Here is a 14,054-nt window from a genome sequence, read left to right as displayed (position 1 = left end):
TGTCCGCAAAGTTTTCTACTTCTTATGATTATGAATACTAGACAGAACAGGCTAATCATATTCGCGATTTTGTTATTGACACAAACCCCATTGGGCGCGCAGCTGCATTCTACTAAAATTGAACTGCCGGAGGATTCTATACCTGTAACCATTGAAGATTCTGTTCCGGCGAAGCGCAGCTTCTTTAAGAAGTTTCTTGATTACTTCAATGATGCCAATAAGGAAAAAAAGAATAAAAAGTTTGATTTCAGTGTGATAGGCGGTCCTCACTATTCCAGTGATACCAAGTTCGGACTCGGACTGGTGGCAGCCGGATTATATCGCACCGATCGGATCGATTCGCTTCTTCCTCCCTCCAATGTTTCTCTTTACGGAGATGTGTCGACGGTTGGCTTCTATTTGTTGGGAGTCCGTGGAAACCATCTGTTCCCGCAAGATAAATACCGGTTGAATTACAATCTGTATTTCTATTCTTTCCCCAGCCTGTATTGGGGACGGGGATATGACAATGGAGCCAACTCTGATAATGAAAGCGACTATAAACGTTTTCAAGCACAGGTGAAAGTTGATTTTATGTTCCGGCTGGCAAAGAACTTCTACATCGGACCGATGGCCGTATTTGATTATATCGACGGGCGGGACTTTGATAAACCGGAACTATGGGAAGGAATGGCTGCACGGACTACCAATACCAGCCTGGGGCTTTCCCTCCTTTACGATTCACGTGATTTCCTGACAAATGCATATCATGGCTATTACTTGCGGATAGACCAACGGTTCAGTCCGGCTTTTCTCGGCAATAAATATGCGTTTAGCAGCACAGAACTCACTACCAGCTATTATCAACCGGTATGGAAGGGCGGAGTATTGGCGGGGCAATTCCACACATTGCTTACTTATGGAGATACCCCCTGGGGCTTGATGGCAACGCTGGGAAGTTCCTACTCGATGCGTGGATATTACGAAGGACGCTATCGGGACAAGTGTGCTATGGATGCACAGATAGAACTCCGTCAACACGTTTGGAAGCGGAATGGAGTGGCAGTATGGGCAGGAGCGGGAACGATTTTTCCGCGACTCTCCGAGTTCACCCCGAAACATATTCTGCCTAATTATGGTTTCGGTTATCGTTGGGAGTTTAAGAAGAGAGTAAATGTACGTTTGGATTTAGGGTTTGGCAAACACCAGACCGGATTTATTTTTAACATCAATGAAGCTTTTTAAGAATATAAAGAATTGGTTGGAGAATCAGGAACATCTGTTTTATCTGTTCCTGTTTATCTTGATAGTACCTAATATGGTACTCTGTTTTACAGAACCTTTACCATTTATGGCAAAAGTCGCCAATGTGTTGTTACCTTTCGGTTGCTATTACCTGTTGATGACTTTGTCGAGGAATTGCGGCAAGATGCTTTGGATTTTATTCCTGTTTCTGTTCTTCGGAGCCTTTCAGATCGTGCTGCTCTATTTGTTCGGCCAGTCCATTATCGCTGTCGATATGTTTCTGAATCTGGTTACCACCAATTCGAGTGAAGCCTTGGAACTGCTTGATAACCTCACACCTGCCATTATTGCCGTAATCATACTCTACGTGCCCGCTTTGATATTGGGAACCATTTCAATTGTACGCAAGCGGAAACTCACGGCAGAATTTATCCGCAGAGAACGGAAGAAAGCCTCCATAGTCTTTGGAATCTCTCTCCTTAGTCTTGTCGGAGCCTATATGCAAGACCCGGGATATGAGTTGAAGTCTGATTTATACCCGCTGAATGTATGCTACAACGTAGGTCTTGCCTTCCAGCGAACCGCTTTGACGCAGGATTATCACCGTACATCCAAGGACTTTACTTTTCATGCCCGCCCTACGCATCCGGAAGAAAAACGGGAAGTATACGTAATGGTTGTAGGAGAAACCTCCCGTGCCCTGAACTGGCAACTGTATGGTTACGAACGTGAAACAAACCCGCTTTTATCCCGGCAACCGGGTCTGATTGCTTTCCCGAAAGTACTGACAGAGTCGAATACGACACATAAAAGTGTCCCCATGCTGATGTCGGACGCTACTGCTTGCAACTACGACTCTATCTACCATCAGAAAGGAATCATCACTGCTTTCAAAGAGGCAGGTTTCCGGACGGCTTTTTTCTCCAACCAACGTTACAACCATTCGTTTATTGACTTCTTCGGAATGGAAGCCGATACATATGATTTTATAAAAGAAGATTCTGTCAGTTCTTCCTACAATCCTTCTGACGACGAACTTCTGAAATTGGTGGAGGAGGAACTGGCGAAAGGTGCGACGAAACAATTCATCGTACTTCACACTTACGGTTCCCACTTTAACTATCGTGAACGTTATCCGTCAGAAGATGCTTTCTTTACACCCGATTATCCGGTTGATGCGGAAAGGAAATACCGGGATAATCTGATAAATGCCTACGATAACTCTATCCGTTATACAGACCGTTTCTTGTCACGGCTTATCCGCATACTGGAAAATCAGCAGACAGATGCCGCCATGCTCTACACTTCCGATCATGGAGAGGACATTTTCGACGATTCCCGTCATCTGTTCCTTCACGCTTCTCCTGTACCTTCTTATTATCAGCTTCACGTTCCGTTCCTTATCTGGATGTCTGGCAACTACCGTGAAAGCTATCCCGAACACTGGAGTACCGCCATTGGTAATAAGGATAAGAATATTTCCTCCAGCAGTTCTTTCTTCCCGACCATGCTGTCTTTAGGTGGAATAGAAACCCCTTACCGGGATGATTCGCAGGCTGTAACAGCTTCGCACTACGTCCTAAAACCGAGAGTTTATCTGAACGATCACAATGAACCCCGTCCGTTGGATGATTTGGGCATGAAGAAGCAAGACTTCCAGATGCTGGAAAAGAAGGATATTAAGTATTAGGTATAATACTTAATACTTGATACTTAATACTTATTTATTTTAATTTTTGCATCCAAAAGCGGGATTGGCGTGTTATTTGCCTTATGATGTATGAACGATTAAATTCATAAAACATGGCCTATATAGATTATTACAAGATTCTTGGAGTAGACAAAAGTGCTTCGCAGAATGATATCAAAAAGGCTTTTCGTAAGTTGGCCCGGAAATATCATCCTGACTTGAATCCTAATGACCCGAGTGCAAAGGATAAGTTTCAGGAAATCAATGAAGCCAATGAGGTACTAAGTGATCCGGAGAAACGTAAAAAGTATGACGAGTACGGAGAACATTGGAAGCATGCCGATGAATTCGAAGCACAGAAACGTGCACAGCAACAAGCCGGAGGCTTTGGCGGTGCAGGAGGTTTCGGCGGATTCGGTGGTGCGGGGCAGGGTTTCTCCGACGGTAACGGAACCTATTGGTATAGTTCCGATGGAGAGGGATTCTCCGGTGGCAATGCCAGTGGATTTTCCGATTTCTTCGAATCCATGTTCGGACATCGGGGAGGAAGAGGACAAGGCTCTGCGGGATTCCGCGGACAGGACTTTAATGCCGAACTTCATCTTTCCCTTCGTGATGCTGCTCAAACGCATAAGCAGATATTGACCGTAAATGGTAAACAGGTACGTATCACTATCCCTGCCGGTGTAGCCGACGGACAGGTTATTAAACTGAAAGGCTACGGAGCCGAGGGTGTCAACGGAGGACCTGCGGGCGACTTGTACATTACGTTCGTGATAGCTGAAGATCCGGTGTTCAAACGCTTGGGCGACGATCTGTACGTAGATGTGGAAGTAGACCTTTACTCTGCCGTATTGGGAGGCGAGAAAGTAGTCGACACGCTGGACGGTAAAGTGAAACTGAAGATAAAACCGGAAACGCAGAACGGTACGAAAGTCCGTCTGAAAGGTAAAGGATTTCCGGTTTATAAGAAGGAAGGACAATTCGGTGACTTGATTGTGACCTATTCTGTCAAGATTCCTACGAACTTGACCGACAAACAAAAAGAGTTGTTCCGTCAATTACAGAGTATGAACTAAAATGAATGAGTACTATGCAGACCGAATTAATAATTGTCAGTGAATACTGTCACAAATGTCATATTGAGCCTTCATTCATCGAAATGTTGGAAGAGGGCGGTTTGATTAACGTGCATACCGAAGGCGGCGAACATTATCTGCTTTTGTCGGAACTCCCGAACGTGGAACGTTATAGCAGAATGTACTACGACTTATCCATCAATATGGAAGGTATCGATGCCATTCATCATTTGTTGGAAAGGATGGAAGATATGAGGCACGAAATGAGTTCGCTTCGCAAACAACTTTTGCTGTATCGGGAACGGGAAATAGAAGATATGGACTGGTAAAAAAACAGAGCCTCTGTTTGATTCGAACAGAGGTTCTATTTATAGTAAACGGAGGCTCTGATTCATTCAATCAAAGCCTCCATTTTTTCAGGACGTTTATACCGTTATTTTATAATACAATATACGTACAAATCTCTTCCAGATAGCGTGCGTCGATAGTGTCGAAGCTATCCAATGTATCACTGTCGATATCCAGCACCCCGACAACTTTGCCCTGCTTGAGGATCGGTACTACTATTTCCGATTTCGAGTCCAAACTACAGGCTATGTGTCCGGGAAACTGTTCTACATCAGGAACAATCAGTGTGCGGGCTTCTTTCCAGGCAGTTCCGCAAACTCCTCTGCCAAAGCGGATGCGAGTGCAGGCAATGGGGCCTTGAAACGGACCCAGTACGAGTTCTTCCCCTTTCACAAGGTAAAAGCCTACCCAGAAGAAACCGAAAGTCTGCTTTAAGGCTGCTGCCATATTGGCAAGATTGGCAATGAGATCCGCTTCCGTACTTACCAAAGAATGCAGTTGTGGAAGTAACTCCCGGTACTTTTCTTCCTTGCTTCCTGTGTGGATGATTAAATTTTCTGCCATCTCTTTACTATTTGATTTGGTTCAGGATGCTTGGATCTTTTATTTTATCGTCTTCTGCAAAGAAGATAATCTTAGTCAGTATCTCGGCAGTCTTCGGATCTTCATCTACGAAAGGCAGGAACAGGCGTCCGCGATTCTGTGAATGTACCGGAAGAACGGCTATCTGTGCACCACCTTCCTGATGGATCACACCGCTGCCCAGATGAATATTGTACTTACCCAGTTTGCCTTCGATGTGAGCAAAACTTCCTTTTATTGTCACGTTCTTGAAATGGAACAACGGTATCGTCAGTTCCACCAGTACGCTGCGCATCTCGATGGTAGAGTGGCTGGTTTCCGGGTCAACGCTTCCGGCATGGGCTACGCTCACTGCCAGATCTACATCTCTCATTACTTCGGAGAAGATGACAGGAGGAATCTCCGAGATTTTCATCAACTTGTAGTCTTTGCGGCTATGGAAGCAGACATATTCCAATGTCGGAGCTTCGATGTCGGCAGGGGAGAACCAGTCTGCCATGGCATAGATGGTGGCGATGATATTCTCTTTGTAATATATCTTTTGGAGACCATCCTCATAATCGGCTACCCAACGGCGTCCTTTCAGTACGGCAACCGTTTTCTGTGGTTGAATCTGATTTCCGGCATAACGGCGGGATTGAGTGGCTTCTACTTCTTCCGGAGTCGGAACGTAAAGTTCGCGGAACACCTGTTTGAAAGGTTGGCGGATTGATTTATCAAACAGGAATTTTTGGTAAGCATGCCAGTCTCCGCTTGTATACAGGTCTGTGGGGTGTGCGATGCGTAACTCGTCTTTCGGTTTTAACGGGAGGCAAACGGCATTCACTGTAACCAGCAATCCATCGGTGTAGAAGCCTGTCTGTCCGTTGCAGATGAAGACGAGATGTTTCAATAATGGCCAGATGACAGGATTCTGCATCAGCTTGCGCAATTCGTTTTCTTCAAAACGGGTGCAGTCTTCCATCGCCTGTTCCAGCATGATGCGCGAACGGGTGTACTGGTCTTTCAGCTTTTTGTGCACCGCTTTCAGTTCTTCTATATACGGATGCTTTTTCAGTTTGGCAGGCATGCTGTTGAGTTCTTTGCCGTCTTTGATTTGCTTAATCTCCGATTTGCCTTCCTCGTTGATTTGTACATACACTTCTACGCCGTCTATCTTTTGGGGAGACAGGTAGGGAAGAAGTTCTTTAATCAGTTCGGTTTCCATGCTCCAGGTCAGGCGGGTGACGTCTCCGTAACCAGAGTTGCGTGCCAGGTTTTGCAGGGCGATGTTTACCGCTTTCTTTTCGCTTTCCTGCCTTTGAGCACCGAATTCCTTGCTCTCTTTCAGGAATTTTTGCAGGTATTGATAACGAACCAGCAGTTCTTTATCCGGCTTCCGTCCCAATGGGATGAGGCCGTAGCTCATCAATAAGTCTTTGTTGCGCTTGGCTATTATTTCTTTCTTTATATCTGCCGCCTTCACTGCACCGTTGGTAGCATCGGCAAACTTACGGGCACGGGTATGGCTGTTGCTGCATGAAATATATTTAGCGGCATTGTAGACCACCTCGAAGCGTTGCTTGCCAATTGTCTTAAATGCATCTTTGAACCAGTCGATGTCAAAAGCACCTTCCTGCAGGTCATCCACGTCGATGGGGGTGTAGCGGGCGATAATCGCTTTCTTCTTGTCGTCACACGTTTCATTGGTGTGGGCGTGGAAATAATAGGCTGCACTTGTCAGTCCTTTCCAGCCTATTGCCTTTTCGGTCAGTTCAATCCATTGCGGGGCGAACATGGCGGCTTCTACCAGTCGCTCGTCGCTGATTTCGGCCTGCTTCGCCAGTTTCTTCAGCTTCTCGCTGGTGTCCGTAGGCAGGGGATGGCAAGCATGAAGCAAGCTGCTCAATACACCCCGTTTGGTGCTGCCCCAGTTGTAACTGTCACGTATGAAAGTATCTTTGCCGAATGCTTGCAGAATACGGATAAATGTTTCGGCTCCATAGACGTAGCTTAGTTCTTCTGCAAGGGAGGTGACTTGTGTCTCGGAGTCTCCGCGTTTTAATTCGATTTCAAGAATCCGGTCTACCACCTTTTGGGCGAGGGAACGGAAGAGGGAGAAGTCGATGTTTTTGATATCGGCGTATCTTTCTTTTTCCTTGTTGAAACGAACATTGTCGTTCAATACCATGGTGATTGCTTTAATCTGGCTGGGAGAGCTGATGCGTCCTATCATTTCACGGTATACTTCCTCTGTCGGGATGATTCCCAGCATCCAGGCACGGGCAAAGTCCGTGGCATGAAGATAAGAGTCCGTTTCCTCCAGTTCGGGGGTATGCTCCATGTAGTTGGTGAGCTTATAAAGCTGATAGCGCACCGTGAAGTAACGGATAAATAAATCATCACTCATGGGCTTTTGAGGCATTTCGAGCCAGAAGTTCACGAATTTGTTGTTATGTATTGGATAAACGACTTGTTTTTCTCCGTATTCCAGTTTGTCCTGGAGCCATGCATGCTTACTGGTGTACTGGCGGAAAATGTTTTTGGTATTCAGCAAAGGCAACAGTTGGAGTAGCATATTGACAGCCAGTCGTTGATAGACGGCTTCATCTTTGTACTCGTATGCCAGTGCTTCGATGATATCACTCATCTGTTCATAGTACGGCATCTTGCGGAGGTCTTTCTGCAATCCGCGGTAAGTGATGCCGGCATACATACGGTTGACAAGCGGCTCAAAAGTATTACTTGACTTCTGGGCTGCCTTGATGTCTTCTTCATCCTCTTCATCGTAGTCGTCCTTGTCTTTGGGAGCACCTGTCGATGCAAGCATGAAACTCATCATCAGCAATTTGTCATAGCTTCCTATTTCTTCTTCGTAGAAGGCTTTCCACAATTCCGGGAATCCGAGTCCGCTCAATCCTCCGTAGTTGCTCCAGTTTATCAGGACACTGTTACCTATCAGGCGTGCTTCTCCGTACCCATTCTTGAATTCTTCATTCTTGTAGGTTTCGATGTATTTGCTTAGTTTCTTGAAAACGAGTTTGGCCCTTCCGAAGCAAATGAATTCGAATGCTTTTTTAACGTTGAATCCTTTGTCCTGGGTAATTTCCGGCAGATTGACTTCAAGAGACGGATCGTACAGACCAAAACCGTTATCTTTGGTATAATGTTGTGTGACGCTCTCTTCTGTTCCATTGCCAATCAGAGATTCTATCAATACTTTTTCTTTTGCGTTCGGCTTCTGAATCTCTTTGACTGTCGGAATCAATTCCTGATAGATATCTTGCAGGAATTCTACGTTGTGTATGGTCTTCATCATGTCCAATCCTGCCAGGCGGCGTTCGGCAACCTTGTCTGTTAGCAAGCGGCGGATGCTGCCGGCTAGCTGTTCTTTGGGCTGTTTCATCAGCAGATTGATGGCATGGATACGCATTTCACTATATTTGAAGCGCAGCAACTCTTCTACTTTCTGGTTCTGTTCGGGCGATAAGGTCATCTCGGACAATGCTTTATATGCTTCTTCACGCACATCTTGCGAACGGTCGCCCAATGATTGCAGTACATATTCTTCCTGTAGCGGACTGGTCGGTGGAGCTAATACGACACCGATATAGCCTGCCCGCATATAAGTATCCAGAGAGGGCAGATAGCTGCAAAGGTCGTCTTTCAATGCAGAGTTATTGGTCATCCAGGTGATATATGCCATCTTGAGAACGATTTCCGAACGGGTGAGCTCTGCGCTTTCCCAAGGGAACACATAAGGAGAATAAATCTCTTTGGCGGAGATGGACTGATAGACTTGCTTCAGATATTCATAATGGCGGACCGCCTCTTCTTTGCTATCAAAATAGTCGTGGAGTGACGGGACATCTTTGTGTCCTCCGTACCGGCTAAGATAGAGACCGGACAGATACAACGGTAAGATAGCCGCTACCACCGACGGTTCCTTATGCCATCTTTCGAAGGCATTTTTGCTGATTCGGTGGTTCATGCCGGAATATTGTGTACAGCGCAAGAAATAAAGTAACGTCTGTACCTGATATTTAGCACCTTTCTTGATAATTTCCGGCACAAGCGTCTGAATCTCTTCCGTATTATAGAATCCGATGCTCCATAAAGCCAGATAGAGTTCGACTGTATCTTTGCTTTGAAGAGCAGCGTGTGCCTGTTTCCGGTCGTTCAGAAAACGATGGATCAGTTCTACATATTTATTGGTGATACGTTCGCTGCTGTCTTGTTCTCCAATCCCCGTACTGACTGCAATACCGCGTTTCACGGAAGCAAATCGTTCCAGACCGTTGTCGCAGATGACCGAAAAAAGATGGAGATAACTTTCGGGACATCCTTCGTCCATCGTTTCCACGATAGCTTGACGGAGCCCTTCCTGTAATTTGGCTGCCAGAAGTAACTTTCCTTCCAGTTCCAGTAAGGGGCGGTATCCGCTCATTGCAATAGCCTGAAAATGTCCCTGATTGAGGCGGTTGGCGTTATTTTCGCTGGTTAGCACGCTGTTGAGATGCTTAATGACAGTCTGGTTGCCTTCTGCTATTTGGGCGGCCATCCAGTTCTGGCAGTTCATCGAATCCTTGTATGCTTCTATTTCTTCCGGAGTGTTTCCTCCGTTCAGTACGGCTTGATCCGTAAATCCGGTGGCGCGCAGTTTCAGAAACTGGGTCAATGCATCTATAACGTGGCCGATATGCAGAAGAGGATTTGCCGACCGTTGCGACCGGCGCGAGTATCCGTGAGTGTACGGACACCGTGCTTTGAGCTCCAGATAGGTGTGGAATAGGTGGGCGTACTCGTCTCCCAATAGATAGCGGAGTAGCTTGTTCAACTTACCGTCGAAAAGATTGGCAACGCTTTTAATCTTTTCTTCTTGGATAATATAGATGATGCAAGGCTCTAATTTATCGCTGTATGCACCATATCGGGTATCCATGTTGAAGTATTGCATGAATACATCCAACAGTGTCATTGTCTCTTTGTCTAAACTGGTTCTCTTTTTTGTTAACCTTTCAAGGTATGGAGCAATCCGTTTATTTAATGCGTCATTATAAATCAGTCTCATGATTCTTTTCGTTTTCAATGTGTTTTATAGGATAATGATTACCACAATCTTCCCGACAGCATGGCGAGCCGGATGAAGGTCAGGGTCGATTCTTCTTTAAGTTGGATGGGAGAGGATAAGTCCCCGGCTTCCGCATCATCCATGAAGATACGAAAAATCCCGTCCTCGTAGGATTGCAGGGCATTGGTGATCGCTTCGACTTCTACAGCTGGTTTGCCGTTATAATTTACTGCAAACCCTACTTTGCCGGAAGCTGTTTTATTTTCCACTTCTTCCTGTGTGAGGTATTTCAGCACTTCGCTCTGTTGCAAGCGTTCATTGTATTCGCAGACTTGCCAACTGACGATGGCTTCGATCAACCCCTGTACATTGACAGGCGGAACAGGAAAATCGATAGGAATCTTTTCGATACTGCACTTTCGTTTTCCTAACTGTTTGACTTGGATATATACTCTCATATTCTCTTTATTGGGTGATCTGAATACTTGATGTAATGGCATTCAGATCGGTTTCAGCTTCTTCGTCATAGACAAGCATGACAATGGCAAAAGATCGTTTCTTGCTCTCTTGAAAATAATGCAACACTATTTGTTTTACATCCTCTCCCGGTTCATCAGGAGCCCCGATGTGCAGGGGATTCGTGATCTTTGTCATAGGGAGTCCGTTGATGTTGACATTGCTTAGTTGGTAATCTTCTGACGGTTCCCCTTGTGTATTTCGCGGGAGAGTGAGTGATAACTCTTTCATGTGTTCAAACTCCTTCTGCGTGTCGTAGGTGAGGGCGGTAATCGTTAATTGATTCCCTCCGTTGACCAGCATGAGTAATGGAGGTTCCGCACTGTCAATTATTCCTTTTGCTCCTGTTATTTTTGTCCAGTTGGTAGGATACTGGCAACTGAATTTGGTAGCTGCATCATAATAAGACAGCCACGTATCGTCATTGCCGACAGGCGTATATGCCGTAACTTTCCTGCTGGAAAGATTGTCTGTAGAATTCACAGCGGGATGGTTGCTGTTCTCGTTTTCCTCTTCCAGTTCACCATTCAGATAGGCTTCCACAATGCCGCTTTCCCATTCATTGCGTATTTCCGAGTAAAGAGGAGGAACGTTTTTGCAAAGAATCATAAAACTGAACAGGAATATACAGAATATACCAAGCTCCCCGATGATGGAGACAGTCCGCTGTGCATCGGGCTTCTCGAACTTGTAGCCGACCACGTATATAATTCCCAGAACAAACCCGCTTAACAACCCGCCAATATGGGCGGCATTATCAATGCCGGCTTTCATCCCGTAAACCAGATTATACCCCACAAAAATGAGGATGCTGGTTAACAATGCCTTTCGTTGTTCTTTGGCGATGCGATGAAAGAGGAGGAACGCAAGGAATATACCGTAAAGTCCGAAGATAGATCCGGAAGCTCCGGCGCTGATTGTCTCACCGTGCATATACAGGCTGAATGCAGCCGAACATAATCCGGTTAGCAGGTATGAAACGAACATACGGCGTCCTCCTATCAGTTCTTCCAACAGAAGTCCTACATACATGAAAGCATACATGTTCATCAGGAGATGGAAAGCTCCGATATGTATGAAGTTGCAAGTCACTGTGCGCCACCAGTCACCAGTGAGAGTTAGCGGTCCGAAGTCGGCTCCCCATTTCAGTAGTGACAGAGTGGAAGGGGACATAATACCCACTCCGGAAGCAATCATCACAATGAATACAAGAATGTTGATGTCTATCAGGATGGGGGTCGCTATGAATCCTTTGCGGGGAATGAAGAAAGACAGGAAGGAGTTTTTTTTCTTTTCTTCTTCTATATAAGCTTTTTCTTCTTCCGTGAGCGGTCGGTTGAACTCTTCTTCGAAATCTTCTGCTCTCCGGCTTAACTCTTCCAGAGTGAGTGAAGTCCTTATTTCTTCCATCGCCTCCCGTAATTTCTGTATATTTTTTCTGTTCTTTCCATAATCAACAAATTGTACGGAAGAAGACTGGCTGCGAACGGATACTTCTCCGTCACTTTCCTTTTCTATAGTAAAGGTTATTACCTCTCCGTGAGAGTACATATTGAACGGGACTTCAAACCGGACTCCTTCCGGAGTCACTTCTCTGATATTCCACTCAAGTTTTTGAGAAGCTTCGAGAGCCAATATAAGGATTTCCGTGTTGGATAAACCAGGCAGATGTAGTTTGTCATTATATGAAGGTTTGAGTGCCATATTTCTATCTTTATCTAGAGTCATCAATTAAAAAATAACTTATCTCACTGACAAATGTATAGAATAATAATGGAAAATAATAGAATATGACAAATAAAAAAAGCATCCATTTCGTAAGAAAGGATGCTTTTATGAGATTTAGTCGATTATTTGTTACTTTTTGTAGAAAGCCAAATCTTCTTTGTCGAAGTTTTCGATGAAGTTTGCGTGCTTTTCCACTTCCGCTTCTGCATAGTTCAAATATACGTGTGCAGATTTGGAGAACAGTTCGGAAGCTTTGCTGGCATCTTGAATCAACAGGTGACACATGATAATGTCAGCAGCCATTTCCATCAATTTGCGGGCAGTGAAGTCAAGTAATTCCTGATCTTGTGCTTCTTTTACAGCGTTGGTGCTTGCTTCAAATTTGTCAGCCATCTTCTTCAGGCGAGACATCAGCGGTTCCATTTCCGGTGAACAAGGAATGGCCTCAAACTCGCGGATAGTAGCGATATAAGAACCATTAGTCACGTAACGGATAGCGGCTACAGTCTGCAACTGGGTAGTTCCTTCGTAGATGCTGGTGATACGCGCGTCGCGATAGATGCGTTGGCAAGCATATTCCATCATGAATCCTGAACCACCGTGAATCTGGATGCAGTCGTAAGCGTTCTGGTTAGCATATTCAGAGTTCATCCCCTTGGCCAGCGGAGTAAAGCTGTCTGCCAGTTTGGCGTATTTCTTCTGTTCCTGACGTTCTTCCGGAGTCAGTTTGCGTTCGCGGGCGATGTCATCCAGAGCTTTGTAGATGTCTACATAGCGGGCTGTTTGATACAGCAAAGCACGTCCGGCGTCCAATTTACCTTTCATGATAGCCAGCATGTCATATACTGCCGGGAACTCGATGATCGCTTTGCCGAACTGCTTACGGTCTTTGGCATAAGCCAATCCTTCATTGTAAGCTGCCTGACTCAATCCTACGGACTGTGCGGCAATACCCAGACGGGCACCGTTCATCAAAGCCATTACATATTTAATCAAACCGAGTTTGCGGTCACCGCAAAGTTCAGCTTTTGCATTCTTGTATACCAATTCGCAAGTAGGGGAACCATGAATACCGAGTTTATTTTCGATACGGCGCACATTTACACCCCCTTGGCGTTTGTCATAGATGAACATAGACAAGCCACGACCGTCTCTTGTTCCTTCTTCCGAACGTGCCAGTACGAGGTGGATATCAGCGTCACCGTTTGTAATGAAACGTTTCACACCGTTCAGCAACCAGCATCCGTCTTTTTCGTTGTAAGTAGCTTTCAGCATAACAGATTGAAGGTCGGAACCTGCATCCGGTTCTGTCAAGTCCATGGACATTGTTTCGCCTTGGCATACACGAGGGATGAAGCGGCTGTGTTGGTCTGCATTACCGAATTCGTACAGCGTTTCGATACAGTCCTGCAAAGACCAGATATTTCCGAAACCGGCGTCGGCGGCAGCCACGATTTCCGCGCACATGGTGTACGGAGTGATCGGGAAATTCAAACCACCGAATTTGCGTGGCATGGTCATGCCGTTTAGTCCGGCTTTCACCATAGCATCCAGATTCTGTTTGGTTCCGGAAGCATATTCTACGCGACCGTTGGCACAGTGAGGACCTTCTTCGTCTACACCTTCTGCGTTAGCGGCAATGATTTCTCCTGTGATTTCTCCGGTAATCTCCAATACTTTGTCGTAAGAGTCTACAGCATCTTCGAAGTCCAGCGGAGCATAGTCGAATTCATCTTTATCTCTGTAATTGCGTTCTTTGAGTTCGCAAATACGTTTCATCATCGGATTGTTCAAGTGATACTTGAGTTCCGGTATGTCTGTATAATAATTAGCCATC

General features: G+C 45.5%; 9 protein-coding genes. 4 read left to right on the top strand and 5 right to left on the bottom strand.

The genetic code is table 11. The annotated features are described in order from the left end of the window. The first annotated feature begins 24 nt into the window (after positions 1-24). The 4 genes from NXV01_RS23225 to NXV01_RS23210 all read left to right on the top strand — a co-directional run bounded on the left by NXV01_RS23225 (position 25) and on the right by NXV01_RS23210 (position 4,322). Positions 25-1,224: an outer membrane protein assembly factor gene (locus NXV01_RS23225; protein ID WP_259023293.1), complete on the top strand. Its 1,200-nt coding sequence runs from the start codon at positions 25-27 to the stop codon at positions 1,222-1,224. Then, on the top strand, positions 1,211-2,914 hold the full coding sequence (locus NXV01_RS23220; protein WP_258981483.1) for a phosphoethanolamine transferase: 1,704 nt from the start codon (positions 1,211-1,213) through the stop codon (positions 2,912-2,914). Before NXV01_RS23225 ends, NXV01_RS23220 begins: the two co-directional genes overlap by 14 nt. Positions 2,915-3,027: 113 nt before the next feature. Beyond that, positions 3,028-3,993, top strand: a complete 966-nt coding sequence (locus NXV01_RS23215) for a DnaJ C-terminal domain-containing protein (RefSeq protein ID WP_122138235.1) — start codon at positions 3,028-3,030, stop codon at positions 3,991-3,993. 14 nt (positions 3,994-4,007) lie between these two features. Beyond that, entirely contained in the window at positions 4,008-4,322 is a 315-nt protein-coding gene (locus NXV01_RS23210; protein WP_167511769.1) for a chaperone modulator CbpM, read from the top strand. Between the two features lie 109 nt (positions 4,323-4,431). Here the strand turns inward: NXV01_RS23210 and NXV01_RS23205 are convergent, their stop codons facing one another. The 5 genes from NXV01_RS23205 to NXV01_RS23185 all read right to left on the bottom strand — a co-directional run bounded on the left by NXV01_RS23205 (position 4,432) and on the right by NXV01_RS23185 (position 14,053). Then, a complete protein-coding gene (locus NXV01_RS23205; protein ID WP_259023292.1) occupies positions 4,432-4,905 on the bottom strand; it encodes a GAF domain-containing protein in 474 nt (157 codons plus the stop codon). Positions 4,906-4,912: 7 nt separating this feature from the next. Then, positions 4,913-9,973: a DUF4132 domain-containing protein gene (locus NXV01_RS23200; RefSeq protein WP_259023291.1), complete on the bottom strand. Its 5,061-nt coding sequence runs from the start codon at positions 9,971-9,973 to the stop codon at positions 4,913-4,915. Between the two features lie 38 nt (positions 9,974-10,011). After that, positions 10,012-10,431 (bottom strand): hypothetical protein, encoded by a 420-nt coding sequence (locus NXV01_RS23195; protein WP_074556967.1) that lies wholly within the window; start codon positions 10,429-10,431, stop codon positions 10,012-10,014. A gap of 7 nt (positions 10,432-10,438) precedes the next feature. Next, positions 10,439-12,193, bottom strand: a complete 1,755-nt coding sequence (locus tag NXV01_RS23190; RefSeq protein WP_195650275.1) for a rhomboid family intramembrane serine protease — start codon at positions 12,191-12,193, stop codon at positions 10,439-10,441. Between the two features lie 153 nt (positions 12,194-12,346). Then, a complete protein-coding gene (locus NXV01_RS23185; RefSeq protein WP_259023290.1) occupies positions 12,347-14,053 on the bottom strand; it encodes an acyl-CoA dehydrogenase family protein in 1,707 nt (568 codons plus the stop codon). Position 14,054: the final 1 nt, after the last annotated feature.

It is taken from the genome of Bacteroides sp. BFG-606, assembly GCF_024788145.1.
Taxonomy (GTDB): Bacteria; Bacteroidota; Bacteroidia; order Bacteroidales; family Bacteroidaceae; genus Bacteroides; species Bacteroides vicugnae.
Note: the sequence above shows the minus strand (reverse complement) of the source record. Positions and strands in the feature narration are given on the sequence as shown.

Bases quoted from the DNA above. Each gene is read 5' to 3' on its own strand.
- NXV01_RS23225 (WP_259023293.1), top strand. From the start codon at position 25: ATGATTATGAATACTAGACAGAACAGGCTAATCATATTCGCGATTTTG.
- NXV01_RS23220 (WP_258981483.1), top strand. From the start codon at position 1,211: ATGAAGCTTTTTAAGAATATAAAGAATTGGTTGGAGAATCAGGAACAT.
- NXV01_RS23215 (WP_122138235.1), top strand. From the start codon at position 3,028: ATGGCCTATATAGATTATTACAAGATTCTTGGAGTAGACAAAAGTGCT.
- NXV01_RS23210 (WP_167511769.1), top strand. From the start codon at position 4,008: ATGCAGACCGAATTAATAATTGTCAGTGAATACTGTCACAAATGTCAT.
- NXV01_RS23205 (WP_259023292.1), bottom strand. From the start codon at position 4,905: ATGGCAGAAAATTTAATCATCCACACAGGAAGCAAGGAAGAAAAGTAC.
- NXV01_RS23200 (WP_259023291.1), bottom strand. From the start codon at position 9,973: ATGAGACTGATTTATAATGACGCATTAAATAAACGGATTGCTCCATAC.
- NXV01_RS23195 (WP_074556967.1), bottom strand. From the start codon at position 10,431: ATGAGAGTATATATCCAAGTCAAACAGTTAGGAAAACGAAAGTGCAGT.
- NXV01_RS23190 (WP_195650275.1), bottom strand. From the start codon at position 12,193: ATGGCACTCAAACCTTCATATAATGACAAACTACATCTGCCTGGTTTA.
- NXV01_RS23185 (WP_259023290.1), bottom strand. From the start codon at position 14,053: ATGGCTAATTATTATACAGACATACCGGAACTCAAGTATCACTTGAAC.